The sequence below is a fragment of the Microbacterium sp. M4A5_1d genome (assembly GCF_053345465.1).
On sequence record NZ_JBKFAD010000002.1, the window covers coordinates 195278 to 219467 of the forward strand.

General features: G+C 66.2%; 19 protein-coding genes, 2 tRNA genes and 1 pseudogene. 2 read left to right on the forward strand and 20 right to left on the reverse strand.

What is annotated here, in order from left to right:
* Positions 1–107: 107 nt before the first annotated feature.
* Genes ACLBWJ_RS09115 through ACLBWJ_RS09150 form a run of 8 tightly spaced genes read right to left on the reverse strand, consistent with a single transcriptional unit; the run spans position 108 to position 10629 of the window.
* On the reverse strand, positions 108–389 hold the full coding sequence (locus ACLBWJ_RS09115) for a hypothetical protein (RefSeq protein WP_354451711.1): 282 nt from the start codon (positions 387–389) through the stop codon (positions 108–110).
* Between the two features lie 16 nt (positions 390–405).
* A complete protein-coding gene (locus ACLBWJ_RS09120; protein ID WP_274179112.1) occupies positions 406–1221 on the reverse strand; it encodes an ABC transporter permease subunit in 816 nt (271 codons plus the stop codon).
* Positions 1221–2153 carry an ABC transporter ATP-binding protein gene (locus tag ACLBWJ_RS09125; RefSeq protein ID WP_274179113.1) on the reverse strand — a complete coding sequence of 311 codons (933 nt, stop codon included), beginning with the start codon at positions 2151–2153 and terminating at the stop codon, positions 1221–1223. Before ACLBWJ_RS09125 ends, ACLBWJ_RS09120 begins: the two co-directional genes overlap by 1 nt.
* Positions 2150–3424, reverse strand: a complete 1275-nt coding sequence (locus ACLBWJ_RS09130) for a metalloprotease (protein WP_274179114.1) — start codon at positions 3422–3424, stop codon at positions 2150–2152. Before ACLBWJ_RS09130 ends, ACLBWJ_RS09125 begins: the two co-directional genes overlap by 4 nt.
* Complete coding sequence (locus ACLBWJ_RS09135; RefSeq protein WP_274179115.1) at positions 3421–4557, reverse strand: lantibiotic dehydratase C-terminal domain-containing protein; 1137 nt, start codon at positions 4555–4557, stop codon at positions 3421–3423. Before ACLBWJ_RS09135 ends, ACLBWJ_RS09130 begins: the two co-directional genes overlap by 4 nt.
* Positions 4554–7310, reverse strand: a complete 2757-nt coding sequence (locus ACLBWJ_RS09140; RefSeq protein ID WP_447660179.1) for a lantibiotic dehydratase — start codon at positions 7308–7310, stop codon at positions 4554–4556. The genes ACLBWJ_RS09135 and ACLBWJ_RS09140 overlap by 4 nt, the downstream gene beginning before the upstream one ends.
* A gap of 2 nt (positions 7311–7312) precedes the next feature.
* Entirely contained in the window at positions 7313–8896 is a 1584-nt protein-coding gene (locus ACLBWJ_RS09145) for a nitroreductase family protein (protein WP_282501751.1), read from the reverse strand.
* A gap of 29 nt (positions 8897–8925) precedes the next feature.
* On the reverse strand, positions 8926–10629 hold the full coding sequence (locus ACLBWJ_RS09150) for a TOMM precursor leader peptide-binding protein (protein WP_274179118.1): 1704 nt from the start codon (positions 10627–10629) through the stop codon (positions 8926–8928).
* Between the two features lie 75 nt (positions 10630–10704).
* On the opposite strand from ACLBWJ_RS09150, the gene ACLBWJ_RS09155 reads away from it, so the two are divergent.
* On the forward strand, positions 10705–10863 hold the full coding sequence (locus ACLBWJ_RS09155; RefSeq protein WP_269268424.1) for a hypothetical protein: 159 nt from the start codon (positions 10705–10707) through the stop codon (positions 10861–10863).
* A gap of 409 nt (positions 10864–11272) precedes the next feature.
* Here ACLBWJ_RS09155 and ACLBWJ_RS09160 read toward each other — a convergent pair whose 3' ends face one another.
* The 4 genes and pseudogenes from ACLBWJ_RS09160 to ACLBWJ_RS09175 all read right to left on the reverse strand — a co-directional run bounded on the left by ACLBWJ_RS09160 (position 11273) and on the right by ACLBWJ_RS09175 (position 14825).
* Positions 11273–11449: a hypothetical protein gene (locus ACLBWJ_RS09160; RefSeq protein ID WP_274179119.1), complete on the reverse strand. Its 177-nt coding sequence runs from the start codon at positions 11447–11449 to the stop codon at positions 11273–11275.
* Between the two features lie 2 nt (positions 11450–11451).
* Positions 11452–11547: pseudogene (locus tag ACLBWJ_RS09165) on the reverse strand (hypothetical protein); the annotation flags it as partial.
* Between the two features lie 21 nt (positions 11548–11568).
* A complete protein-coding gene (locus tag ACLBWJ_RS09170) occupies positions 11569–13515 on the reverse strand; it encodes a hypothetical protein (protein ID WP_447660181.1) in 1947 nt (648 codons plus the stop codon).
* Between the two features lie 164 nt (positions 13516–13679).
* Positions 13680–14825 carry a sensor histidine kinase gene (locus ACLBWJ_RS09175; protein ID WP_269268421.1) on the reverse strand — a complete coding sequence of 382 codons (1146 nt, stop codon included), beginning with the start codon at positions 14823–14825 and terminating at the stop codon, positions 13680–13682.
* A 257-nt stretch (positions 14826–15082) separates the two neighbouring features.
* Here ACLBWJ_RS09175 and ACLBWJ_RS09180 point away from each other — a divergent pair, with 257 nt between their 5' ends.
* The gene (locus ACLBWJ_RS09180; protein ID WP_447660182.1) at positions 15083–15742 is read left to right on the forward strand and encodes a response regulator; all 660 of its coding nucleotides are present in this window, start codon (positions 15083–15085) and stop codon (positions 15740–15742) included.
* A gap of 176 nt (positions 15743–15918) precedes the next feature.
* On the opposite strand, the gene ACLBWJ_RS09185 is transcribed toward ACLBWJ_RS09180, so the two are convergent.
* The 8 genes from ACLBWJ_RS09185 to dnaN form a co-directional block, all read right to left on the reverse strand.
* Positions 15919–15991 (reverse strand) — tRNA-Ala (locus tag ACLBWJ_RS09185).
* 14 nt (positions 15992–16005) lie between these two features.
* Positions 16006–16079, reverse strand: a tRNA-Ile gene (locus tag ACLBWJ_RS09190).
* A gap of 61 nt (positions 16080–16140) precedes the next feature.
* Positions 16141–16545 (reverse strand): DUF3566 domain-containing protein, encoded by a 405-nt coding sequence (locus ACLBWJ_RS09195; protein WP_112615523.1) that lies wholly within the window; start codon positions 16543–16545, stop codon positions 16141–16143.
* Entirely contained in the window at positions 16542–19121 is a 2580-nt protein-coding gene (gene gyrA, locus ACLBWJ_RS09200; RefSeq protein WP_112615521.1) for a DNA gyrase subunit A, read from the reverse strand. Before gyrA ends, ACLBWJ_RS09195 begins: the two co-directional genes overlap by 4 nt.
* 33 nt (positions 19122–19154) lie before the next feature.
* Positions 19155–21212, reverse strand: coding sequence for a DNA topoisomerase (ATP-hydrolyzing) subunit B (gene gyrB, locus ACLBWJ_RS09205; protein WP_274179122.1), 2058 nt, complete (start codon positions 21210–21212; stop codon positions 19155–19157).
* A 123-nt stretch (positions 21213–21335) separates the two neighbouring features.
* Entirely contained in the window at positions 21336–21824 is a 489-nt protein-coding gene (locus ACLBWJ_RS09210; RefSeq protein ID WP_112615518.1) for a DUF721 domain-containing protein, read from the reverse strand.
* The gene (recF, locus tag ACLBWJ_RS09215; protein WP_274179123.1) at positions 21811–22977 is read right to left on the reverse strand and encodes a DNA replication/repair protein RecF; all 1167 of its coding nucleotides are present in this window, start codon (positions 22975–22977) and stop codon (positions 21811–21813) included. Before recF ends, ACLBWJ_RS09210 begins: the two co-directional genes overlap by 14 nt.
* A gap of 58 nt (positions 22978–23035) precedes the next feature.
* Positions 23036–24175, reverse strand: a complete 1140-nt coding sequence (gene dnaN / locus ACLBWJ_RS09220) for a DNA polymerase III subunit beta (protein ID WP_112615514.1) — start codon at positions 24173–24175, stop codon at positions 23036–23038.
* Between the last annotated feature and the right edge of the window lie 15 nt (positions 24176–24190).

Genomic DNA, 24190 nt, shown 5'->3' on the forward strand with positions numbered 1-24190 from the left:
AGAGATCGTCGGTCATGGCGAGGTCGAGTACCTCGAATGTCTCGACCTCCAGCGCCGCCACTTCGGCCCTCAGCATCGTCATGGTGCCATCCTTTCGTCGTCGCGATCTAAGAGAACGTCATTCCGAATACAGTCGACGAGGCGATCAGACACAGCACGGCGATGATCGCGAAGACCGCCTTCTGACCGCTCGACCTGCTCGTGACCGCGGCGACACCCGCCGCAAATGCGCCGATCATCCCGACGAAGGCGAGCGTGCGGGCCGCTCCGACGTCGGCGAAGCCGAAGTGCAGCACAGACGCGGCGACGGCGCTCGCAACTCCGATCACAGCGCCGACGGCCGCGAATCGCTGGAGACCGCGCGGGTGGATAGATTCTTCAGTCGTCATTTCGGCTTTCTCCCTGTCATCGGATGTCACGCGCACGGAACACCACCGCCGCCACGCCCGCGCTGAGGATGCACCATGCGACGAGCACGAGGATCGCGATCCCCAGGGGTGCGTCGGGGACGCCGCCCGGCATGGTGGCGATACCGGCGGCGTCTGCGAGGACCGCGGACGCCCCGCTGATGAGCCCGACGCGCACGGGCGCCAACACGGTGGCCACCGCCGCAAGCCCGTGAACCATCTGCTCGACGACAAGCGCCCACAGCACGCCGATCGCGATGCTGGCCGCGAGCGAACGGGTAACGATACCCAGCATGAAGCCGAACATCGCCCAGGCCACGGCAATCAGCCAGGAAGCCGCGGTGTCGGCGACGATCGCGACAGCGTTCCATCGCATCGACGCTCCGTCGATGGCCGAGAAGACGACGGCGCACACGGCGGCCGTGACCATCGACAGCACGATGACGACGGAGACCAGCAGGAGGAGCGCCGTGAGCTTACCCACCAGCACGGTAGCGCGCTCGGGCACGCGGCTCAGAGTGAGACGGAGGATTCCCGATCTCTCGTCTCCGGCTGCCATGAGCGCGCCGAGGATGATCAGCACCGGGGCTCCGTACATCGGAAGCGACCCGAGGACGGCCGCAGACACTGCGTCCGTGCCCAGGCTCGCTTTCATCGCGGCGCGTTGCTCCTCGGTGAGTCCGTCGACGGTCATCGCGACGATGAAGTTCGCGAGATAGGCGAACAGCACGATCTGGAGAAGCCAGACGATGGGCAGGACGGTGAAAGCCCTACGGTGCCGCATCCCGTACAGCTCTGCATCCACCGTGGACATCATGAGCTCCTCCGTTCGTCGGCCGCGGTCATCTGCAGGAAGACATCTTCCAGGGAGCGGTGGTCCCGCCGGACACCCGTCACATCCACTCCGGCCGAAACCAGGGCCACCGTGACCGACGCCGAGATGTCCTTCGCCGCGACGACCTCGACGCCCTCGCCGGTAGGCCGGACCTCGTCGACCTCCGCGTGCGAGCGCAGTACGTCGAGCGCAGCCTCGACGTCGGTGGTCGTCACGATGATTTTCGGCGCCTCCCCGTGCGCAGCTTCGATCTCGGCAGGGGTGCCGATCGCGATGATCCGCCCGTGGTGGAGCACCGCCACGCGATCGCACACGTGGGCGACCTCGCCGAGCAGATGGCTGGACAGCAGCACCGAGCGGCCCCGCTGCGACTGCGCGCGGATCAGATCGCGCATCGCCGAAATACCGGCGGGATCGAGCCCGTTGGTCGGCTCGTCGAGAATCAGCAGCTCTGGTTCTCCGAGCAGCGCGGCGGCGAGTCCGAGGCGCTGCTTCATCCCGAGCGAATACGTCCTGAAAACGTCATCCCCGCGATCACCCAGCTCGACCGCCTCCAGCGCGGTGTCGACGGCTGTCCGGGCGAGGCCGGCGTACTTGGCGATGAGCACGAGGTTCTGGCGCCCCGTCATACCGGGGTAGAAGGTCGGGCCCTCGATCATCGTGCCCACTCTCCGCAGCACGTCGTTGCTCAGCGTCGCACTCCCGAGTACCGAGAACGAACCGCTGCTCGGTCGCGCGAGACCGACGAGCATCCGCATGAACGTCGTCTTCCCGGCGCCGTTGAGACCGACGAACCCATAGACCTCGCCCCGTCTCACCTGCAGGCTGACGGCGTCAACCGCGGTCCCGCGGCGGAAGGTCTTCGTCAACGCGGTCGTGCTGATCGCGTTGTCCGTGTCGCTGATCGTCATGTCTGACCCCATCTCTTCGATATCGGTGTCCTGGTGCCCGTCTGCGCCCTGCGCTTGGCCCGCGTCCGCCGCGTCGCCAGCACCCCGATGGCGAAGGTTGCCAGCACCCCGCTGCACACCACGACTACCGCGGGCCACGGACCGAGCAGCGGTTGGAGGGCCAGATATCCCGCGACCGCGAATCCGAACACCATCGCGCTCATGAACAGGAGCGAGAAGAGGCCGTACACCAGCGACGCGGTTCGGTGGCCGGATTCCCGACTGCCCGCTTCGCGGCTGCGACGTGCGAGGCCGACCAGCGCCGCTCGTGAGGAAGCCTCGAGATCGAAGGCGCCGAGAGCGTGCATGAGCGCGTAGTAGCCGTCCATGTGAAAGAGCGGGACGAGATTGATCAGGCCGGTGAGCAGACCGAACGTCATCATCGCCGCACAGACGGTGGCGAGCGTCCCGTCGGCGACGAGCGACAGCGGCCAGAACGGTAGACACACCGCGACGGATACCGTCACGCCCGCGAGAGCCACCCTCACCCTGCGGGAGCGATCGTGGAAGAGCATCGTGTCGTCGACCTTGCAATAGGGCGAGATGAACGGAAATCGCCACATGACGCCGATCTCGATGTCACGCGCCCCGTAGGCCCACGCCGTCGCGCCGTGAGCAAGCTCGTGAAGAACGAGGGAGGCCCACATGACGACGATGAAGACGGCGATCGCCACCGGATCCGTCCAGAGCGACCGGGCGGCGGGCCAGAGCACATCCCAGTTGGAGCTGACATGAACAACCAGCGCCGCCGCGGCCACCCAGACCAGCAGCCAGACGGCGAGATGATCGAGCACCCGCACCGCGACGGCCATGCGGCGAAGGATCCGATCCGCCTTCACGATCGGCATCCGGGCGTGCAGCCACGTGCGAGCCTCTCCGCGTTCTCGCTCTCGGGCGTCTCGCAGGCTCTGCAGCTGGACCGGCGTAGCCGACCCCACCAGGAGGCCTCGCTGAGCGAGCAGTCCGAGCAGGGAATTCCACAGCGGCTCGGTGAGTCGCCGTTCGTAATGCTCGATGAACTCGTCTTCCAGCTGGTCGACGGTGCGCACGCCGTCCATACGTGAAACAAGGAATTGCTCGTGCTCGCCGATGCGGAAATACCATCCCGTCCGCGCATCGTGCATCACGAAGCGTGTCGACGGAACATCCCAGAGGCCGGGACCGATGCGCACATCATCGACCAGCTGCGGGCGCGCATCGCGCAGCAGGTCGAGAGTGTCGCCGCCATTCATCGGTCGGCCCCTGTCCCCCCGAACATGAACTGCAGGTCGGTGCTGGCGGAATCGGCTCCACCCTGAGTGAGGGCATGCTCGATGAGGTAGGCGATGTAACACTCGTCGATGATGCTCACCCCCAGACGGTTGTTCGTCATGTGCAGATACCCACTGAGGAGAGCCTGTGCCCCCGTCGTGATGTCGACGGGGATCGTGCCGCCGTCCGGGCCGAGCGGGAACGTGAGCTCTCCCCTGTCGGCGACAGCAGAAAGCGTGTCGTGAAGGTCGATGCAGTGCTCGGCCCATTCCTTCAAGAAGCCGTTCAGTTCATCGGTATCCCTGCGAGCGGCAGCCTCGTACACCGTGCCGAGGTGTTCGCGCAGACCGCCCTGCATGGTGTCGAACGCTCGAGCGTATGCATCGTGGCGCGGCGCCGCCTCGCCCGAGCCCGATCGCTCCCAGTACGTGCGGTATGCCGACAGGAAGAGCGCCGATCGGTCGATGTCGTCCTGGAACACGCCCAGCATCACCGTCATCAGCTGCGCGGAAAGCCCGAACAGCACCGATCGCACGTGCACATTCGTCGTCTCCACGAGCGTGCGCACCAGGTCGCTGGATGCCTCGAAGTGCTTCTCCGCCACGCTGATCGCCTCGGTACCCCCATATCGTCCGACTTCGGGCTCGTAGCGCATGACGACGTAGCTGTTGTTCGGGCGCATAGGCATGGAGCCGGTCTCTCCGTACAGCTCATTCCACTGCTGCTCGTCGTATTCGCCGAGGAACATCTCCTTGAACAGGCCGGACGTCTCACGCTCGTCCATCTCGTAGAGAGCAGGACGGTCGTCGAGGAACGCGTCGAGAGCCGAGAACAGCCGGTCGACGACCATCTGCTGATCGCCCATACGTCTCGGCTTGAGTCGCACGCGCAGATGCGGCCCTTCCATCCAGTACCTGATGAAGAACCACGATTCCAGCAGCCCGTCTCGGCGAAGCCCGTCGATGACAGGTCCAACGGCGTCGACGAGCAACGGGTGGTTGTTGCTCGAATAGTAGACGTGCACGGCAATCCATTCGCCGGCGGCATCCGGATCCACCACGGGGGGCAATTCGGCCTCGACGGCGACGGGCGATATCGGACGAACCGCGGTCATCGTGTCACCGCCGGAGCGTTGAACTCGAAGGTGATCTCCGAGACGTGGCGTTCCCCAGCCGCATTCCGCGCGGGCAGGCTCTCCGGTACCGGCAGCATCTCGGTGAAGACCAGGCGCCGATTCGCGCGCTGGGCCAACTGGTCGAGGATGTCGAGACAGAAATGGTCCTCGAAGTCGACGAACTGCGGCTTACCGAAACGCACGGCGGAGTCATCACCCTCGCCCTCGTCCCCACCGGCGGCATCGGGCGTGACGAAGACGTAACGCGGTAGACCGTGCCTGCGCGTCCACCGTCTCCAGCCGAGCATCCGTTCCGCGCCATCCGCGCCTAACAGACCCTCGGGGAGCGAAGCCGGGTCCGTCTTCCACACTCGTCGGACGAGCACCAGGTCGCCTAGCCGCACCCGCGGATGGCCGCCTATCTCGCCCCCGCCCAGAGGTTCGTCGGTCCCCGTCCAGAGGTCGAGGCTCGCGATCCGACTCTGCGAGAACGCCAGGAGCAGCCGCTGCATCTCCGGCAGTGCCATGGGCATGAGGAAACCCAGATAGACCGGGATCACCTCGACGTCCAGTCGCCGTGAGCGGAGGAGAAGCCGGCCGCACGAGGGGTCACGGACGATCGAGAGATCCTCCACAGGCAACTGCTCGTCCGTGTCGCGGAACGAGACCTCACCGGAACAGACGATCTCGTACGGCGTGACGACGGAATGCAGGTTCAGGTTCGACGTGTCGTATCCCCCGGTGATCTCTGCGAAGACGGCGCCGGGCGGAGTGATGCTGCGCAGGTGCTCTCGCAACGCGTCGACGAGAGAGGTGTCGCCGGACTCCGCGAAGCAGTGGTGGAAACGCGAGAACAGCAGTGACAAGCCCGTATAGGTGCGATTCAGGACGCACCGATCGCGGCCGTCTATCTCGCCGATCTGGCCGAAGTAGGCGCGCGGGTCCAGCCGGTCGCCCAGATCGGGTAGCGCGGCCGCCACCTCCTCGACGAAGGCATCGTCGAGAACGAGGTCACCGGCACCATCGTGCGCGGCATACCGCGAGCGCATCGCACGAACCAGGGTGCGCCGTGCCTCATCGAGAGCGCGGACCTCGTCCATCTTGAACCAGTTCTCCTGGTCCTGATATTCGTTGTCGACGAAAGGCCGTCTGTTGGCCGAGTAGCGGAGGTACTGGTCGTAGACGTCGAGGTGGAAGTCGTGGGTGAACTTCACGATGTCGTCGCATGTTCCGCGTGCCCCGTAGCGGGCGTCGAAGAACCCGCGCACCATCAACCGGTGCGGGGTGAGGGAGTCGAAGACGGGCAAGATGCGAGCAAGCGAGGCGAAGTCGCCGGACAGCCCGCTTTCCCAGGCATCGAGCGACGCACGGACGCTGCCGCGCGGCAGCGCAGAGTCCTCGTAGACCACCGTGCGCAGCCGCTCCGGTTGCTGCACACCTATCCCGCGCATCATCGCGTCGTAGTGAGAGTGCAGATCGCGGATGATGAGCCGTCTCTCGTCAACGCTGGCCTGCGCGTAGGTCCCTACGAGGTCGGTCATCCGACGGATGTCGCTCGAAAGCGTGGAAGCCCATGGCGCCTCCAGTCCTGCGATCCTGTCCGCGAAGTGAACAGCGGGATCCGCCGCATGGATGTCCATCGTCAGCACAGGCGCGGTCAGCAGATTCAACCTCAGGAGATGCCGCAGGTAGTGCCACACATCGTCGAGGGGACGGTCGTGCGGAAGCTGGGAGTGGAGCGCGATCTGCAGGCGGCCCATGGTCATCATGCGGTCTCCGAGCACACGGAAGAGATCGTCGACGATGTCGCTGTGCGCAAGGAAGAACACGTTCTCGTCGAAGGTGTCGAGGGTCATCGCCGCATCGGCGTCACCGACCTTGCGCTGCCTTCGCATGTACCTGACGCGCCGACGATCGCTCGTCCATCCACGCGAGACCATCACGGGGAGGTCGACGAGATGCTCGTCGGACGCCAGGATGGCCTCGCTCACCCGTGCCAGCATGGCCATGTTCAACCGGGGATTGCTCCGGGCTGCTTGCGAGTCCAGAACCTCGGGATCGACCTCGAGCACACCGCCAGCATCGCCCGAGAAGTCGCCCAGCGCGACGTCGGTGAGTGTGCTGAAGGGACTCGTCTTGCAGACGGTCCGATAGACATAATCGCTCGCCGACCGCTCGATGCGCCGGGCGCGCTTCGACAGGCTGGCGGGATCGGCGGCCAGGTAACGCGGGATGGCCTCGTCGAGAGATGGAGACGCCAGAAGAATCCCGGAGCGCAGTACTGGTGTCGCGATAAGCCGTTGCAGGGCCGCTCTCCGCAGCGGGAGCTCGGCGCGGAACACGTCGGCGCCGCTTCGGCGCACGTCACGCGTCTGCTGCGCGAGATCGATCCACTCGAGGATGTCACCCGCCAGGCCATCGGGGAGAATCGCGAGCGCTGCGCGGGTCGCCTCGATGTCGCGCGGCACACGGGCGTTGAAGATGTCACGGCGGAGATTGATCAGTGCGTGACGGACCCCGTCATCTTCTTGGCCGCCGATGAACTCCTGCACGCGGTCCGGAAGGGTTCGGGCAGCATCGTCGAGTCGCGCCTCGGCGTCCAGCACGACGTCGGCCCATGCGACGGTCCGAGAGAATGCCAGTCCCTGCAGCCGTTCCCAGGGCAGCGGCGCGACTCGGAACATGAAGTGGGGGGGCGTCGACTTCGCGACGGAAGAGATCCGTGGGCGAGCGAGGGCTGAGAGGTTGGTCATGACTACTCCTTCGCGTCGAGATCCAGCGGTGCGGCGAAATCCGCCTGATCGACGCGATCGCGGCCGATCATGATCATGATCAAGGGCCATTCGCCGGTGTCGATCACGCGCAGACGCTCGGCGTACGCGACGTTGTCGAACCCCAGGGCAGCACCACACGCGAGCCCGAGGTCGGTAGCCGCAAGGTAGGCGGACTGGGTCGCCGCACCCACGACTGCGTTCAGCAGACGCACGGTCCGCGAGCCACCTGCGGCGAGCACGTCGTCGGCCGGCACGAGGATGGCGAGCACGGCTGCCGCCTGCTCGACGTTGTAGTTGTCGAGGAAGTACGTGGCCTGAAGGAAGAGCCCGGGATCTTCGTCGTCGATACGGACCAGGGCGTCCTGCTCGTGGTCGTACACGTATCCACCCGGCGAGATCCCCTCGACGTGGTTACAGAAAACGGCCACCCGAGCGAACTGCGCCCGTCCGGCGTCGGTGAGCAGCCGCGCACCTCGATCGGTGGTGCGAAGCACATGGGCAAGCTCCGCGAGACCCAGCGGGATGTTGGAGCTGAAGGTGCCGAAACTGGACCGCCTGGCGGCCAGAAGATCCGACAGTCCGAGCGCGGAGCTCGACTCCGCGCTCGGGGGCAGCGACGTCATCTGACCCGACGACGTCCGCGCGAGCACCACATCTATCGCAGGAGCGATCGTGTCCGCGAAGGAGTCGCGCATGACGTCGACCACCTGAGGGAAGCGCGTCGACCCGGGGAAGCGCTCCGCCTCCTCGAACCGCACCCCCGCCTCGGAGGTGACGGTCCCTCTTTTCAGGTCGCCGGCCCCCGGCGGGAGTGGCAAGACCGCCAAGGTCGTCTCCTCGAACGGGTCGAGGCCGAGCAGGCCGTCGAGACCCGCGGAGTCGAACCACAGGCGGGGAGTCCGCGCGGCCGAGTCGCCCGACAACCCGGACAGTGCGAGTGTGGCGAGCACCGTCCCGAGGTCCATGGTGACCACGTGGTGGCTGAAGCTGTTGTATTTGAAAGCGTTCTTCCAGAGCTTGACCGTCACCAGCAGGAACTGGTCGGTCCCGCAGTCGTCGTCGATCGCGGCGCGAACCCTGTCGTGTGCATCGCCGACAAGAAGCCTTTGCATCGTTCCCGAGGCCGTGTTCCAGTGATACACACCGGGAAGCTGCCGCGCCGAAGAACCGCTCACCCAGTAGAACTCGAGCGGATAGAGACCGCCACCATTCGCCGTGCCCCGGGAGTACGTGCTCACCGCGCTCACCGTCTTGTTGACCGCATCATCGTTGCCGGTCACGCGCAGACGACGCGAGAGGAGACCATATGTGTCGTGGAGGGCGCGGCCCAAGCTACCGACGTCCAGCACATCGCTCGGCGACGTCGACGGGGATGAGAGCGCATCCGACAGCCGTGTACGGCACTTCTCGCCGACGGGCATCTCGAACTGCGCGGCGTCGGAGAAGACCTTGTGGCGCCGGGGCTGCTGGTCCCACAGCACCACGTGGTCGAGCGGTGGCATCGGCGTACGGGCGCGCCGTACGACATCATCGACGTACTTCCTGACGCGTGTCGTCGTGGGCATGTGGGCTCCTGTCGGAATGACGGCGGTCATCAGGGGAACGGGTGCGGTACCGGGTTGATGTCCTCGAACCGCAACGCGGTGGCGCGAAGCCCCGCGTCGCGGTGAGCGGTGCGGGTCCGGTCCATGTGGAAGGCTCGCTGTTTGTGCCAGCCGAAGTCGATCGGGATCAGCCCCGGCACGACCGTGGCATACGTGTTCAGACCCATCGACCGTTGCTCGGGCGACGTTTGATCCACCGCGAGGAGATCGAACCCCCTGTCGTCTAGCGCGGCGATGACCCACCGCAGGTCGTCCGAGAGGTCGAGGTTCCGGGGACGCGTCCTGTTCCATTCCTCGTAGACAACCCCCATCGGCTGCGCGCGGCGCTCGCTGAGCAGAAAGTCTGAATGCTCGACCATCTCGTCCATTCCGTGGAGGAGAGCATGGTGCTTGAGCTCGCGAACCAAGCCGAAGTCATTCAACATCGCGCGAGCCTCGGCAGCGCCGCTCGTCATCCGCCGGTCGAAGCTCGGGACATACGATGCGACCTCGCACAGCGCCGCCCGCATCGCCTGCACCGGGTCCAGCGACGAGCCGGCGGCGAAGCACAGTGCGCCCGGACGTCCGTCGGTCCGCACGGCGACGGCGGTCACGACGGGAACCGGCAAGTCGACCCTGGTGTCGAACATGCGCACGTCGAAGCCCTCGAGCGCCATCCGCGCCACCATGATCGAGATGTCCGAAGCGCCGCTGCTGAGCGGATCGATCTCGACCGCAGGATGACGAGCGAACCAGGTCAACAGGAAGGAGTCCCGTTCGATGAGCTCGAGGACTCCGTGCAGGATGGCCTCCTCAGGGCTTCCCCCGGTAGCGCAACCGTTCGAGCATTCATCGACGAATGCCGGGCCCGTCTGATCCAGATAATGCACGAGTCGCTGCGGCACGAACGTATCCGTGCCGGTGGTGAGGTTGCGACCCCAGACCCAGGGGATCTCGAGGTCCTCGGTGAACTCGACGAAATAGGGCGTGTTGAAGTCGTAGAACTCGCGCGGATAGAGGGTGCACGCACGAGGATCGAGAGCGGGCACGTCCAGGTCGCGAAGCGCAGCCCAGACGGGTTCGGGCAGGCCGCGGGCCAGGAGGCCGGCATACCGCTCGAGACCCTCCAGCACAGCGAGCCGCCGCGAGTCCTCGATGTTGTCGGCGTGGCCGCTCCAGAAGAACTCGTAGAGGTGCGCTGCCCCGCGCACGTAGCTGTAGCCCGTGACGGGGATCGTCGTCGGGTTGTCGAAAGCGGCGGGAGCCTGGGGGCCCAACACGCCACACACCGGGTTCGCGAACACGTCGATGTCCATGGCGTAGTCGCGCAGCGAGGTCAGACGGTAGGTGTCGACGTCGGGTTTCGGGCGGGGTGCGAACGGGACCGCCGCCCGCGACGGCGAGTTGGCCGGGGTCATGCCGCATGCGGGACAATCGGGGTCCGCCAGGAGGGGGAATGTCCGGGTCGCGAGAGTGTCGAGCTGCAGCCTGCGCACGGGGGTCTCCCCCATGGTCGAGGGACGGACACGGGTATCGTCTTCCACCATCAGCTGCAGCGCGTCGAGCACCAGTGGCGTCAGCCAGACGCCCGACGGCAGCGCGCAGGAACTTCCCGCCATCTCGAGAGCGTCGCGCTCGTCCTCCCGACGAATGGCTTGCCAGCGGCGATGGAAGCAGAGAGCACAGGCAGCTCGTTCAGATTCGACTCCTGTCATCACGTACGCGTCGCGCCCGTGGAGGTGCACCGTTGTGACCTCCCTCTCGGGGAACAGCGTCGTGTCGACGGCACCGTGGATTCCCAGGACATCGGTCGCGCCGAGTTCCAGGACACGTGCACGTGGGCGATCGCTCCGTCGCGGCTGGGCGTCGAGATACGCCTGTACCGTGTCCGCGGCTCGCACTATTACGGGTGCCGTCATTTCTCCTCCATCGCCGCCGAGGCGGCCTAGATCACTTACTGGTCGACCCGCAGCTGGACGAACACCCGCAGCAGCTGCCGCAACTCGAACTCGAACAACCGCAGCAGCTCGAGGTCGAGCAGCTCGACCACTGGAGCGCTTCGTCCTGCGACAGCTGGGCGAAATCGTCTATCTCGAAGGTCTGCGCCTCGAGATCGGCGATCTGTCGTGCAAGGGGATTCATCATCACCCCTCCTCTCCGTTGGTCTGGGTCGTCACGCACACGACGATGTAGAGCTGCAGCTCGAACTCGTCGTCGAGCAGCACGACGAGCACGAGCACGAGCACGTCGATGTGGTGCTGCACGCGCAGCTGGTACTGGTCGAAGCCGCCATGTCTTCGGCGGGTGTGAAGTCGAGCACCTCGAAGGTCTCCGCCTCGAGAACCGCGATGTGGGCTTTCAACTGGGACATTCGTTCACCTCCTTTCCGGTTGTGCGTGGGCGTGTGGCGCCCGCTCGGGTCAGCCGATATGGCTGCAGCTGGTCGTCGATGTCGAGCTCGTGGCGCTGCAACTCGTCGAGCTGCAGCTGCAGGTCGTGCATCCACAGCAGCTGGACGTCGAACAGCTCGACCACGCGAACCCCTGCTGGTCCATCAGCAGCTCGGCGCTGTCGAGGATCTCGAACGTCTCGGTCTCGAGTGCTGCGAGGTCCGCCCGCAATCCGTTCTCCATGTCTTCCTCCCTTCTCGCAGGTCAACTGTCGGCCGGAAGCAGAACTCGCACGGTGTGGAGCGCCCCCGTCGCCCGGATATCGGCGGTCGTCGTATCGACCACCACCGTGTCGAGGGACGCCTCGGTCGACCCGGTGAAGGGCTCGGACACCGTCCGCAACGCAAGAGTCGACACATCGAGATCCGGGATGAGCATCCGGTCCGGTTCGGCCCCGGTCGGAGCCACGAGCACGCGGCCGAGGAGTCGGAGCAAGGCATCCTGGGCGGCCTGATCGACGTCCCACCCGGAGCCGAGCGTGTGCTCGCCGGACCGCAGGTCTCGCGCGAGCAACACGGTCCCCACCGCGGTGTGCGGCAGCTCGACGAGAACCGGGTCCAGACCCTTCAAGCGAGCCGCGTCGAGCAGGTACGCATTCTGCGCGTTGAGACCGTCGGCGGGGATGTCGTGCACGTCGCCCTCGCGCACCAGCGAGGACAGCGCGCGGAAGGCTGCGGCTGACAGCAGGCCGGCGGCTACAGCTTCGGCAAGGGTGGCACCCGCTCCCTCGCCGGCAGTGGTGCGTTCGAACGCGCCGCGTGAGTTCACTGCATGGCGCGACCACACCGCTGCCTGGGGGACGAGAACTCGCTCGCCACCGAGGGTGATTCCGGGGACGAGAGGCATGTCGTCGGCCTCGACGGGGCCGAGACCCGTTGCGATCTCGAGCTCGGTGGCGAGAATGCGTCTGAATGCGGAAGACTCCTGCGGCTCACGCGGACCGACGTTGCTGACATGGAGGAGCGCGGCGGCCTCCATTGCGCGCCGACGAGCGTCTCCGAGGTTGTCCAGCGAGAACCCCAGCACCGTGGTCGACGTACCCGACCGCCGGTGCACGGCGCGCGCGATCTTGATCGGCGACTGGTCGACCAGCTCGTCGGTGAATCCCGTGACGACGCCGACCTTCTCGCCGACGAGGCGCAGATAGCGCTGCAGCCTGTCGGAGTCCACGTCGTTGTCGACGCTGTCCCTCGCTGTTGGCCATGATCGGACCTCGGCGGCATCCGGTGGCCGGATGCCGGATGATCGCGGGTCTGGAAGGACCGCTTCGCGAGAGGTGTCACCGGTGGTGAGGTCGACGATCACGATCGCGTCGTCTGCTTCGGCCGGTGGGGCCGCCGTGAGGTAGCGGAAAGCGTCGTAGGCCACCGTGGTCCCGAGGATGCCCAGCTGCACGCGCGAGAGGGACGCCACAGACACACGATGGGCGGGATCTGAGATCGCCCGCCACATCTGGAGGGAGCCGGGTGTCTCGTCGTTGTCGGTCAGCCGGGCCATCGCCGCAGCCCAGTTGATCGCGGAACCGGGACGGGTGATCGGGCCGAGGATGACCTGGTCTCCGATCCGCGTCACGGGGTAGACGGCGCTGCCGGGCTCACGAGTGGCTCGGGCGATCGCCGAGGCGTCGCCGGTGGTGTCAATGACGATCCGCAGTGCGGCGGCGCCGGCCGCGGGTGTCTCATCCGCGTCCGCCGTGCGGAGCAGGCCGTTGCGCTGCAGGCCCCGTCGGACGACGTCGCTGACTTCTGGGTCGCCCTCGACGGTGACATGCGCAGCGCGAAAGCGACCAAACCGCTCGAGACCATCGTTCGCGTAATGGTCGATGTAGGCGATCTGTGCTCGAAACGGGGCAAGAGGCCCCGTCGGGTCGACCGGGTCTCCGTCGATCAGTGACACCGCGTCATGGTCGCGGAGAACGGCGAGAAGACTGTCGACCATCTGGGATCGAGACTCATCAAGTCCGGCCACCAGCTCCTCGGCCGTGCGTGAGCCGTCGAGGAACGGGGCGAGGCTGGCGAGCCACCGATACGTCGTCTGCCCGCGCAGAACGAAACCTCCGTCGGAGTGCCGGACCAGGGCTCCGCCGGGCACCTGCGCGAAAACCAGATCATGGCGCAGCCGCAGCCTGCTCGCCGCCTTCTCGGACTGCATTGCGATATTCATCGGCCCCCCACTCGATCTCGACCACACGCGTCGTGTCGACCTCGACGGTGGTCTCGCTCGAACACATGCTCATCTTGTGGGAGAAGGATCCGCACAGAAGTGCCGATTAGATGGCACGAAAGTACGACCGCAGGAGAGGCCCGCGGGTCGGGTCACTCGCTCTCGTGACCCGTCGGCACACGGACCGACAGCGTCCACACCCCCGAGGACGCGGCGGCGGAGAGATGTCCGCCCACCCTCGAGACACGCTCACGCATCCGGACCAGGCCGAACCCGCCGGATGGTACGCGTTGGATTCTGCGTCCTTCCTCGACGGAATTCGTGATCTCGAACTCGACGGCGGCCCGCGACGTCCGCACCGCAAGGGCGACCTCCGTGCCGCTCGAGTGCTTCAGCACGTTCGTGGTCGCCTCGCGCACGAGCCGGGACAAGGTCAGGTCCACGATCCGAGGCAGCTGTGTCCCGTCGACGGCGTCGACATCCGCACGTACGGTCATCCCGGCGCGTTCCAGCGTGTGACACCCGTCTGCGATGGCGCCCCGGAACTCGGAAACCGACGCGGAGGTCGTTTCTGTGGGCTGAACGTGCGATTGCCCCACAACGCGCCTGAGGTCCTCCAGCGCGCGACGCGAAGAGGAGCGGATCGCGTCGAGTGACGTGCCGTGCGCATCGCATTCGACGATCAAGTCGACGTGCATGGCGATGATCGTCAGATCGTGTGCAACCACGTCGTGCAGCTCATCCGCTATTCGCAAACGCTCCGCCATCACGGACTCGTGCTCCGCCCGCGCACGCTCCGCCAACTGCTCACGCAGTCGGCGCGACCCCGCCTCGATTCTGCGCATGATGAGCCCGCTGGACGCCGACACCACCCCCACGGCCATGAGGACGATCGCCTCGGTGACAGGCGTCGCGTCAGCGAGGATGCTCCACGCGAGCCCGCCTGACCACACCATGGCGTACACGAGTATGACGCGAAGGTCGCACGTGCGGACCACGAGGGCCAGCGCCACAGCGGCTACCACGAGGGCGAGTGCTTGCGTATCCCCCAGGAAGGCGCCGAGGAGGAGAACGACGATGACCGCAGCCGAGAGTCGGGGCGAGAAAGCGAACCCGGCCAGGGAGACGGTGAAAAAGGACTCGAAGATGGCCGTCGACAACGGATCCCCGGCGGTTGCGTGCATGGCGATTCCGGCGACGAGCAGCACACCTGCGAGAGTGAGCAGCGTGATGCGCTCGGGACGACTGAGAGGCGAGACGTGGCGGAGCCCGTGACCGAAGCCGTCGCTACGCTTCACCGTCCCCACGCTCACAGGACCATTGTGCGTCGCTGAGGCCCGGGCGAGTCAACCGCCACATCGCGCCAGTGTCAGTGTCAGTGGCACACTCCGAGCATCTTGCAGAGTTCGGACCAGAAGCCGCCCGCCATCATCCCGTGAATCACGCACATCACCTCCCCCTGTGTCGTCGCCTCCAGCATCACGCGAAGAGAGCGGCCCATTCGTCTCGATCCGTCGCACTTTCGTACCGAAGAATCCCCGATATTCTCGACGACGTGACCGAGATCCGCGTGCTGATCGCTGATGACGAGGAACTCATGCGCAGCGCTCTGGCGATCTTCGTGGAACGCTCGCCGTCGATGACGGTTCTCGGGACCGCCGAGGACGGTGCCGTCGCGGTCGACATGGCCGAGCGTCTTCGTCCCGATGTGGTGCTCATGGATCTGAACATGCCGCGAATCGACGGTTTCGAGGCGGCACAGCGTCTGCAGCGCGCAGGAAACCCCGCACAGATCATCGCGATCACGACCCTCGGCACCACCGATGCCATCACCCGTGCACTGAGAGGTGGATTCGCCGGCTACCTGTTGAAGGATTCTCCGCCGGATGCGGTCGTTGCTGCGATCGCGGCGGTGCACAGCGGTTCGGGCGTCCTGTCCCCCGAAATGACCAAGCGTCTGGTACTCGACGTCAAGCGGCACGACGTCATCGATGCGCACTCGGTCGAGAGCCTCAACGACCGCGAAGCGGCGATACTCCGCGAGCTCGCGCTCGGGAAAAGCAACAGCGAGATCGCGGATGCGCTCCATCTGTCCGAAAGCACCGTCAAGACCCACCTCGGCGTCGTCATGAAGAAGTGGGATGTACGAGACCGAGTGCAGGTCCTCATCACGGCGGTCAGGGCCGGACTCGTCGATCTGTTTCCGGCGGACTGAAGCGGACTATCGTCGCCGTCGTGATGGACGGGATCGCAAGCACGGCCGCAGGCACCAAGCGAGCAGATCACGCGCACGCCTGAACTCCCGCGTCTCGTTGCGGCTCGAACTTCCCGGCGCCGACGAAAAAAGTGACGCCGGGTATCCGTAGGAACGGATACCCGGCGTTGCGTCTGTGGAGCCTAGGAGATTCGAACTCCTGACATCCTGCTTGCAAAGCAGGCGCTCTACCAGCTGAGCTAAGGCCCCGAGGGGGTTCGGGGTGGGGCTACCAGGACTTGAACCTGGGACCTCTTCATTATCAGTGAAGCGCTCTAACCGCCTGAGCTATAGCCCCGTACCGACGCGCTTCACGCGCCGGCAACCTCCAAGACTTTACCCGATGATCCGGGAATCTACTAATTGGAGGTGAAGCCGACCAGCAGTCCGCCGGTGACCTTGACCATCACGTTGTAGATGCCGGCGACGACAGCGCCCAGCACCGTGATGACGATGAGGTTGAGGATGGCGACGACGGCCGCGAACGCCATGACCTGCGGCAGGTCGAGGAACTGCTTGATGGAGAAGTCACCGTTCGAGAACGCCACGAACAGCTCGTCCACCCGGTCGATGAGACCGGTGGTGCTGAGCACCATGAAGACGAGGAAGGTGGCGACGACCGTCACGATCGCCAGGGCCACCGCGGCGAGGAACGACAGCTTCACGGCCGACCAGAAGTCGACGTAGACGAGGCGCAGGCGGACCTGCTTCGCGCTGGTCTTGCTCGTGGACTTCTTGGCGAGTTTGTCGGCGACCGTGCTCATGCGTCAGAACCACTCTCTTCGGTATCCGCGGACGGGGGTGCATCCGGGGCGGAGGCATCCTCGGATGCCGCGTCTTCGGTCAGTCCACGCTCACCGTTCCGGGCGATGGCGAGGATGCGGTCGTCGTCACCGAACCGGGCGAAAACGACGCCCATGGTGTCGCGACCCTTGGCCGGGACCTCGGCCACGGAGGAGCGTACCACCTTGCCGCTGGCAAGAACCACGAGGACCTCGTCGGTCTCCGACACGATGAGACCGCCCGCGAGCACCCCGCGATCGTCGTTCAGCTTGGCCACCTTGATGCCCAAGCCGCCGCGGCTCTGGGTGCGGTACTGGTCGACCGACGTGCGCTTGGCGTACCCGCCGTCCGTGACGACGAACACGTAGCCCTCGTCCCGCACGACCGATGCCGACAGCAGGCTGTCGTCCTCACGGAACGAGATGCCCTTCACACCTTCGGTCGATCGGCCCATCGGGCGCAACGCGTCGTCGGTGGCCGCGAAGCGCAGCGACATCCCCTTGCGCGTGATGAGAAGGATGTCGTCGCCCTCGTCGACGAGCAGCGCGCTGACGAGCTCGTCGCCGCCGGCCTCGTCGTCCTGGCCGCGCAGGCGGATCGCGATGACACCGCCCTGGCGGTTGGTGTCGTACTCGGTCAGCGCGGTCTTCTTGACCTTGCCGTCGCGGGTCGCGAGTACCAGGTACTGCGCCGCGGCGTAGTCGCGGATGTCGAGGATCTGCGCGATCTCCTCGCCCGGCTGAAGCGCGAGGAGATTGGCGACGTGCTGGCCCTTCGCGTCGCGGCCGGCCTCGGGAAGCTCGTACGCCTTGGTGCGGTAGACGCGGCCCTTCGTCGTGAAGAACAGCAGCCAGTGGTGCGTCGTCGTGACGAAGAAGTGCTCGACGACGTCATCCGCGCGCAGCTGGGCGCCCTTGACTCCCTTGCCGCCTCGGTGCTGCGAGCGGTAGTTGTCGCTCCGCGTGCGCTTGATGTACCCGTCGCGGGTCACCGTGACCACCATCTCCTCTTCGGGGATGAGGTCTTCCATCGACATGTCGCCGTCGAACCCGTGGAGGATGTGCGTGCGCCGCTCGTCGCCGTACTTGTCGACGATCGCGGTCAGCTCTTCGCCGATGATCGAGCGCTGACGCGCGGGGGTGGCGAGGATGTCGTTGAGGTCGGCGATCTTCAGCTCGAGCTCGGTCGCCTCGTCGATGATCTTCTGACGCTCGAGCGCCGCGAGGCGGCGCAGCTGCATCGACAGGATCGCGTCGGCCTGCAGATCGTCGATGTCGAGAAGGGCCTTCAGTCCCTCTCGCGCTTCCTCGACCGTGGGGGAGCGGCGGATGAGCGCGATGACCTCGTCGAGGGCATCGAGCGCCTTGAGGTATCCGCGCAGGATGTGCATGCGCTTCTCGGCCTCGTTGAGGCGGTAGCGCGTGCGGCGGACGATGACCTCGATCTGGTGGGTGATCCAGTACGAGATGAATCCGTCGAGCGGGAGCGTGCGGGGCACGCCGTCGACGATCGCCAGCATGTTGGCGCCGAAGTTCTCCTGCAGCTGCGTGTGCTTGTACAGGTTGTTCAGCACGACCTTCGCGACGGCGTCGCGCTTGAGCACGACGACGAGGCGCTGACCCGTGCGGTCGCTCGTCTCGTCGCGGATGTCGGCGATGCCGGTGATCTTGCCGTCACGAGCGAGGTCGCGGATCTTGAGCGCGACGTTGTCGGGGTTGACCTGGTACGGCAGCTCGGTGATGACGAGGCAGTTGCGGCCCTGAATCTCCTCGACCTCGACGACGGCGCGCATCGTGATCGAGCCGCGACCGGTGCGGTACGCCTCTCGGATGCCCTTCGTGCCGAGGATCTGCGCCCCAGTGGGGAAGTCCGGGCCGTGGATGCGCGACATCAGCGCTTCGAGGAGTTCCTCGCGCGATGCATCCGGGTTCTCCAGCGACCACAGTGCACCCTCGGCGACCTCGCGCAGGTTGTGCGGCGGGATGTTCGTGGCCATGCCGACCGCGATACCCACCGAACCGTTCACGAGCAGGTTCGGGAAGCGCGAGGGCAGGACGACCGGTTCCTGGGTCTTGCCGTCGTAGTTGTCCTCGAAGTCGACGGTGTCCTCGTCGATGTCGCGGACCATCTCCATGGCGAGAGCGGCCATCTTGGTCTCGGTGTACCGCGGGGCCGCGGCACCCTGATTGCCCGGCGAGCCGAAGTTACCCTGCCCGTCGGCGAGCGGGTACCTCAGCGACCACGGCTGCACGAGGCGGACGAGCGCATCGTAGATCGCGCTGTCACCGTGCGGGTGGTATTGACCCATGACCTCGCCGACGACGCGCGCGCACTTCGAGTAGCTCTTGTCGGGGCGGTAGCCGCCGTCGTACATGCCGTAGATGACGCGGCGGTGCACCGGCTTGAGGCCGTCCTCGACGCGGGGGAGCGCGCGCCCCACGATGACGCTCATCGCGTAGTCGAGGTAGCTCCGCTGCATCTCGACCTGGAGGTCGACCTGATCGATGTTGCCGTGGTTGTGGGCAGGCGTGAGGTCGGGACGTTCTTCGTCAGACATACGTTCTCAGTTTCTCGATGTCGCTCGGCTCGATCAGATGTCGAGGAAGCGGACGTCCTTGGCGTTGCGCTGGATAAAGGTGCGGCGGGACTCGACGTCTTCGCCCATGAGCACCGAGAAGATCTCGTCGGCGGCGGCCGCGTCGTCGATCGTCACCTGGCGCAGGGTGCGGGTGCTGTGGTCCATCGTGGTCTCCCACAGCTCTTTCGGGTTCATCTCGCCGAGACCCTTGTAGCGCTGGATGCCGGATTCCTTGGGGATGCGCTTGCCGTTGGCGAGCCCGTCGGCGAGCAGAGCGTCGCGCTCCTTGTCGCTGAACACGTACTCGTGGTCGGCATTCGTCCACTTCAGGCGGTACAGCGGCGGCATCGCCAGATAGACATAACCCGCTTCGATGAGCCCGCGCATGTAGCGGAACAGCAGCGTCAGCAGCAGCGTCGTGATGTGCTGCCCGTCGACATCGGCATCCGCCATCAGCACGATCTTGTGGTACCGCGCCTTCTCGACGGCGAAGTCCTCGCCGATGCCGGTTCCGAACGCGGAGATGATCGCCTGGATCTCGTTGTTGCCGAGAGCACGATCGAGTCGCGCCTTCTCGACGTTCAGGACCTTGCCGCGCAGCGAGAGGATCGCCTGCGTCTCGGGGTCACGGCCGCGCACAGCCGAACCGCCGGCCGAGTCACCCTCGACGAGGAAGATCTCGGAGATCGACGGGTCCTTGCTCGTGCAGTCCTTGAGCTTGTCGGGCATCGACGCCGACTCGAAGACGCTCTTGCGGCGGGCGGTCTCGCGGGCCTTGCGCGCGGCGAGACGCGCGGTCGCGGCATCCACCGCCTTCATGATGACGCGCTTGGCCTGGGCGGGGTTGCGGTCGAGCCAGTCCGTCAGCTGGTCGCCGACGATCTTCTGGACGAACGCCTTCGCCTCGGTGTTGCCGAGCTTCGTCTTGGTCTGACCCTCGAACTGCGGCTCGGAGAGCTTGACGGAGATGACGGCCGTGAGTCCCTCGCGGATGTCGTCACCGGTGAGGTTGTCGTCCTTCTCCTTGAGGAGGCCTTTGTCGCGCGCGTAGGCGTTGACGCGCGTCGTCAGCGCCGCCCGGAAACCCTCTTCGTGGGTACCGCCCTCGTGCGTGTTGATCGTGTTCGCGAAGGTGAACACGTTCTCGGTGTAGCTCGTGGTCCACTGCATCGCGAGCTCGAGCGAGATGTGGCGCACGGTGTCCTCGGACTCGATCTCGATGATCTCGTCGTTGACCACCTCGGTCTTGCGCAGCTTGTTCAGGTACTCGACGTAATCGACGAGGCCACGCTCGTAGTGGAAGTCGTCGTGACGCTGCTGCGACTCGGAGCCACCCTCGTCGAGGTCGACGACCACGGCCGCCTCGGGACGCTCGTCGGTCAGCGTGATCCGCAGCCCCTTGTTGAGGAATGCGGTCTGCTGGAAGCGCGTGCGAAGAGTGTCGTAATCGAACGAGATCGTCTCGAAGATGTCGCCGTCGGGCCAGAAGGTGACGGTCGTTCCGGTCTCGTCGCTGTCCTCGCCCTTCGCCAGGGGAGCCTGCGGCTTGCCGCCGTCGGCGAACGTCTGGCGCCAGACCGATCCCTGACGCTTGATCTCGACCTCGAAGCGCGTCGAGAGCGCGTTGACGACCGACGATCCGACGCCGTGCAGTCCACCGGAGACGGCGTAGCCGCCGCCGCCGAACTTTCCACCGGCGTGCAGGACGGTCAGCACGACCTCGACGGTCGACTTCGTCGGATCGGAGGCGTGGGGATCCACCGGGATGCCGCGGCCGTTGTCGACCACCCGGAGCCCACCGTCTTCGAGGATCGTCACGTGGATCGTGTCGCAGTAGCCGGCCAGCGCCTCATCGACCGCGTTGTCGACGATTTCGTAGACGAGGTGATGCAGACCACGCTCACCCGTGGATCCGATGTACATTCCCGGACGCTTCCGCACCGCCTCGAGGCCTTCGAGCACCTGGATCGCGTCGGCGCCGTACTCGTTGGGCACCTTCGCCGAGGTCTCCTCAGCCGAATCGGGGGTTTCGGGGTCTTCGGGAACGCTGTCGGGATTCTGAGACGTCATAGGTTTCGAGCGCTCCACATCGGTTCGGTCAGTCCCGCTCAGTCTACCCGTTCGGGCGCTCTCACGCGGCCCTCAGCGCCCGTATGGCGAACGAAAGTCGGATTCGATGACTGGGGACGTGGCTCATCCGTAGGTATCGCGAGGGCCACGGCCTGGAACGGCTCTGGGGCCCCATTTCCAGGAGGGGACGTCCGGGCCTACGAAACGCACCGACTCGACCCCCGATTGTGGGAACGCTTTCACGAGCTGCGTCGTGATGACCGTCCGCATCAGGTGGAGGTTCTTCGCCCACGCCGTCGAGTCGCACTGCACGGTGAGCACGCCGTCGGAGAGCGCGACGGGGGATGCGTGGCGCGCGGTCTCCTCGCCGGCGACCTCCGCCCAGCGCAGCACGAGATCCTCGCGGGAGAGCTGGGCGTCCCACCCGGCCTGACGAGTGAGGTCGGCGATGACGTCACCGAGTCCCTTGGGGTCGCGTCCGGACGTGAAGGGCTGGTTCTCGTCGTCGTCCGTCCGCTGCCGACGGCGCTTCTTCCACCGGCCCGAGGGCTCGAGCCCGCGCAGACGCAGATACGTGGAGATCGTCTCCGGCGCTTCGTCAGACGGCAGCATCGGAATCCTCGTGCAGCGTGCCCGCCTCGACCCGAACGGTGCGCGCACGCAGACCGAGCGGAACGTCTTCGGAGACCGCCGCCGTCACGATGACCTGTTCGTAGTCGGCGACGATGCCGGCCAGGCGCGCGCGCCGATCAGCATCGAGCTCGGCGAAGACGTCGTCCAGGATCACGATGGGGTCGCCCAGCGTCGACTCCGCGCGCAGCAGCTCGGCCGACGCGAGGCGGAGGGAGAGGGCGACGGACCACGATTCGCCGTGCGACGCGTAGCCCTTCACCGGAAGATCGCGGATGCGCAGGATCAGGTCGTCGCGGTGCGGGCCGACGAGCGTGATGCCGCGGTCGAGCTCCGCGCTGCGACGATCGGCGAGGGCGGTGCGGAAGAGCTGCTCGATCGCCGCCGCGTCGGCGATGCCGGCGTCGGCAGGCGAGTCGTCCTCTTCCGGATCGGCTCCGCCGACGGAGAGCGCCCACTGGAGTTGGGGTCGATGGTCGGCACCGGCGATGGCGGTGTAGGCGCGGGCGACCGGGCCGGCGAGTTCGGATGCCAGTCGCAGACGGGCCCGGATGACGTCGGTGCCGAGCGAGACGAGCTTGTCGTCCCATACCTCGAGTGTCGAGAGCCCGTCTCCACGGACACCGCGGGCGCGGGCGGATTTCAGCAGGGCGTTGCGTTGCTTGAGCACGCGGTCGTAGTCGGCGAGGACGCCCGCAAGCCGCGGGGCACGCTGAATGAGGAGCTGATCGGCGAATCTTCGGCGCGCCGACGGATCACCGCGCACGATCTGCAGGTCTTCCGGTGCGAAGAGGACGACCTGCGCGTAGCGGGGGAGTTCCGCCGTACGCACGGGCGAACCGTTGACGCGAGCCTTGTTGGAGCCGGTGCGATTGAGCTGCGCTTCGAGCTGCACCCGTCGCTGACCGTGAGCGAGCCGGGCTCGGACGAAGGCGGCATCCGCGCCGTCGCGCACCATGGGTGCGTCCTGCGACACTCGGTGGGAACCGAGCGTCGCGAAGTAGCCGATCGCCTCGGCGAGATTCGTCTTTCCCTGACCGTTGCGCCCGACGAACACGTTCGCCCCGGGAGCGAGAGAGAGCTCGGCAGCCGCGTAGTTGCGGAAGTCCACCAGGCTCAGCTGCTCCACGATCATCAGATCACCCTAGTTCTCGTCTCCGACAGTCCCACCGAGGTGGTCGTGATCGGGGCGATCAGCGCAGGAGGAGGTTGGGCTGCAGCAGGTACTTGAACGACTCCACGCCGCCCGAGGTCTGCGGGGTGATGAGAATCGGGCTGAGCTTGTTCGCGTTCTCGCTCGAGGTGAAGGTGACGCGGGTGAACTCGCTCTTCACGGCCGCGAGCGCCTCGAGCAGGTACTGCGGGTTCAGGCCGATGACGACCTCCTCGCCCGTCAGCGTCGCGTCGACCGACTCGGTCGCGCGTGCCTGCTCAGTGCCCGACGCATCCATCGAGACCCCGTCGGCGCCGAACGTGAAACGCAGCGGAGCCGAACGGTCGAGCACGAGGGCGACACGCCGCACGGCTTCGATGAGCTCACCGGTGTTGACGACGGCGTGGTGGTCGGTCGCCTCGGGGAACAGGCGGCGGACCGGCGGGAAGTTCCCCTTGATGAGCAACGACGTGACCGTCTTGTTGCCGGCGGTGAAGGCGATGATCTCGCGGTCGCCGGAACCGGAGAACGACACCGTGATGTCGCCGGAGTGGGCGAACGTCTTACCCACCTCGGTGAGTGTGCGTGCCGGGACGAGCGCGGTGGTGGTGTTCTCGTCGGCGACGATCCCGCTGTCGAACGGGATGTCGCGGAGCGCCACGCGGTAACGGTCGGTGGCGACGAGGCTGAGCTGGGTGCCGCTCACCTCGAGCTGAACGCCGGTGAGCACAGGAGTCACGTCATCGCGCGACGCCGCGAAGGCGACCTGCGAGATCGCCGTGGCGAAGTCCTCGGCCGGCACGACACCCGATTCGCCCGAGACCTCGGGGATCGCGGGATATTCCTGTACCGGCATCGACGCGAGCGTGAAGCGCGCAGATCCACAGGTGAGGAGGATCCCGTCGTCGTCGACGGCGATCTGGATCGGCGCGTTCGGCAGGCGGCTGGCGATCTCCGACAGCAGACGACCGTGCACGAGGATCGTGCCCGGGTCGTCGACGGTGGCCTCGATCGTCGTGCGTGCGGACGCCTCGTAGTCGAACGCCGACAGCGAGAGACCCGCCTCGGTGGCTTCGATCAGCACACCCGCGAGGATCGGCTGCGGGTTGCGCTGGGGGAGGAGCTTCACGACGAACGACACAGCCTCGCTGAAGACGTCGCGATTGACCTGGAACTTCACTGGCGCTCCCTTGTC

Bases quoted from the DNA above. Each gene is read 5' to 3' on its own strand.
- ACLBWJ_RS09145 (WP_282501751.1), bottom strand. From the start codon at position 8,896: ATGCCCACGACGACACGCGTCAGGAAGTACGTCGATGATGTCGTACGG.
- gyrB (WP_274179122.1), bottom strand. From the start codon at position 21,212: ATGACGTCTCAGAATCCCGACAGCGTTCCCGAAGACCCCGAAACCCCC.
- ACLBWJ_RS09125 (WP_274179113.1), bottom strand. From the start codon at position 2,153: ATGACGATCAGCGACACGGACAACGCGATCAGCACGACCGCGTTGACG.
- recF (WP_274179123.1), bottom strand. From the start codon at position 22,977: ATGATCGTGGAGCAGCTGAGCCTGGTGGACTTCCGCAACTACGCGGCT.
- gyrA (WP_112615521.1), bottom strand. From the start codon at position 19,121: ATGTCTGACGAAGAACGTCCCGACCTCACGCCTGCCCACAACCACGGC.
- ACLBWJ_RS09195 (WP_112615523.1), bottom strand. From the start codon at position 16,545: ATGAGCACGGTCGCCGACAAACTCGCCAAGAAGTCCACGAGCAAGACC.
- ACLBWJ_RS09150 (WP_274179118.1), bottom strand. From the start codon at position 10,629: ATGACAGGAGTCGAATCTGAACGAGCTGCCTGTGCTCTCTGCTTCCAT.
- ACLBWJ_RS09115 (WP_354451711.1), bottom strand. From the start codon at position 389: ATGACGACTGAAGAATCTATCCACCCGCGCGGTCTCCAGCGATTCGCG.
- ACLBWJ_RS09170 (WP_447660181.1), bottom strand. From the start codon at position 13,515: ATGCAGTCCGAGAAGGCGGCGAGCAGGCTGCGGCTGCGCCATGATCTG.
- ACLBWJ_RS09130 (WP_274179114.1), bottom strand. From the start codon at position 3,424: ATGAATGGCGGCGACACTCTCGACCTGCTGCGCGATGCGCGCCCGCAG.
- ACLBWJ_RS09135 (WP_274179115.1), bottom strand. From the start codon at position 4,557: ATGACCGCGGTTCGTCCGATATCGCCCGTCGCCGTCGAGGCCGAATTG.
- ACLBWJ_RS09210 (WP_112615518.1), bottom strand. From the start codon at position 21,824: ATGCTGCCGTCTGACGAAGCGCCGGAGACGATCTCCACGTATCTGCGT.
- ACLBWJ_RS09120 (WP_274179112.1), bottom strand. From the start codon at position 1,221: ATGTCCACGGTGGATGCAGAGCTGTACGGGATGCGGCACCGTAGGGCT.
- ACLBWJ_RS09140 (WP_447660179.1), bottom strand. From the start codon at position 7,310: ATGACCAACCTCTCAGCCCTCGCTCGCCCACGGATCTCTTCCGTCGCG.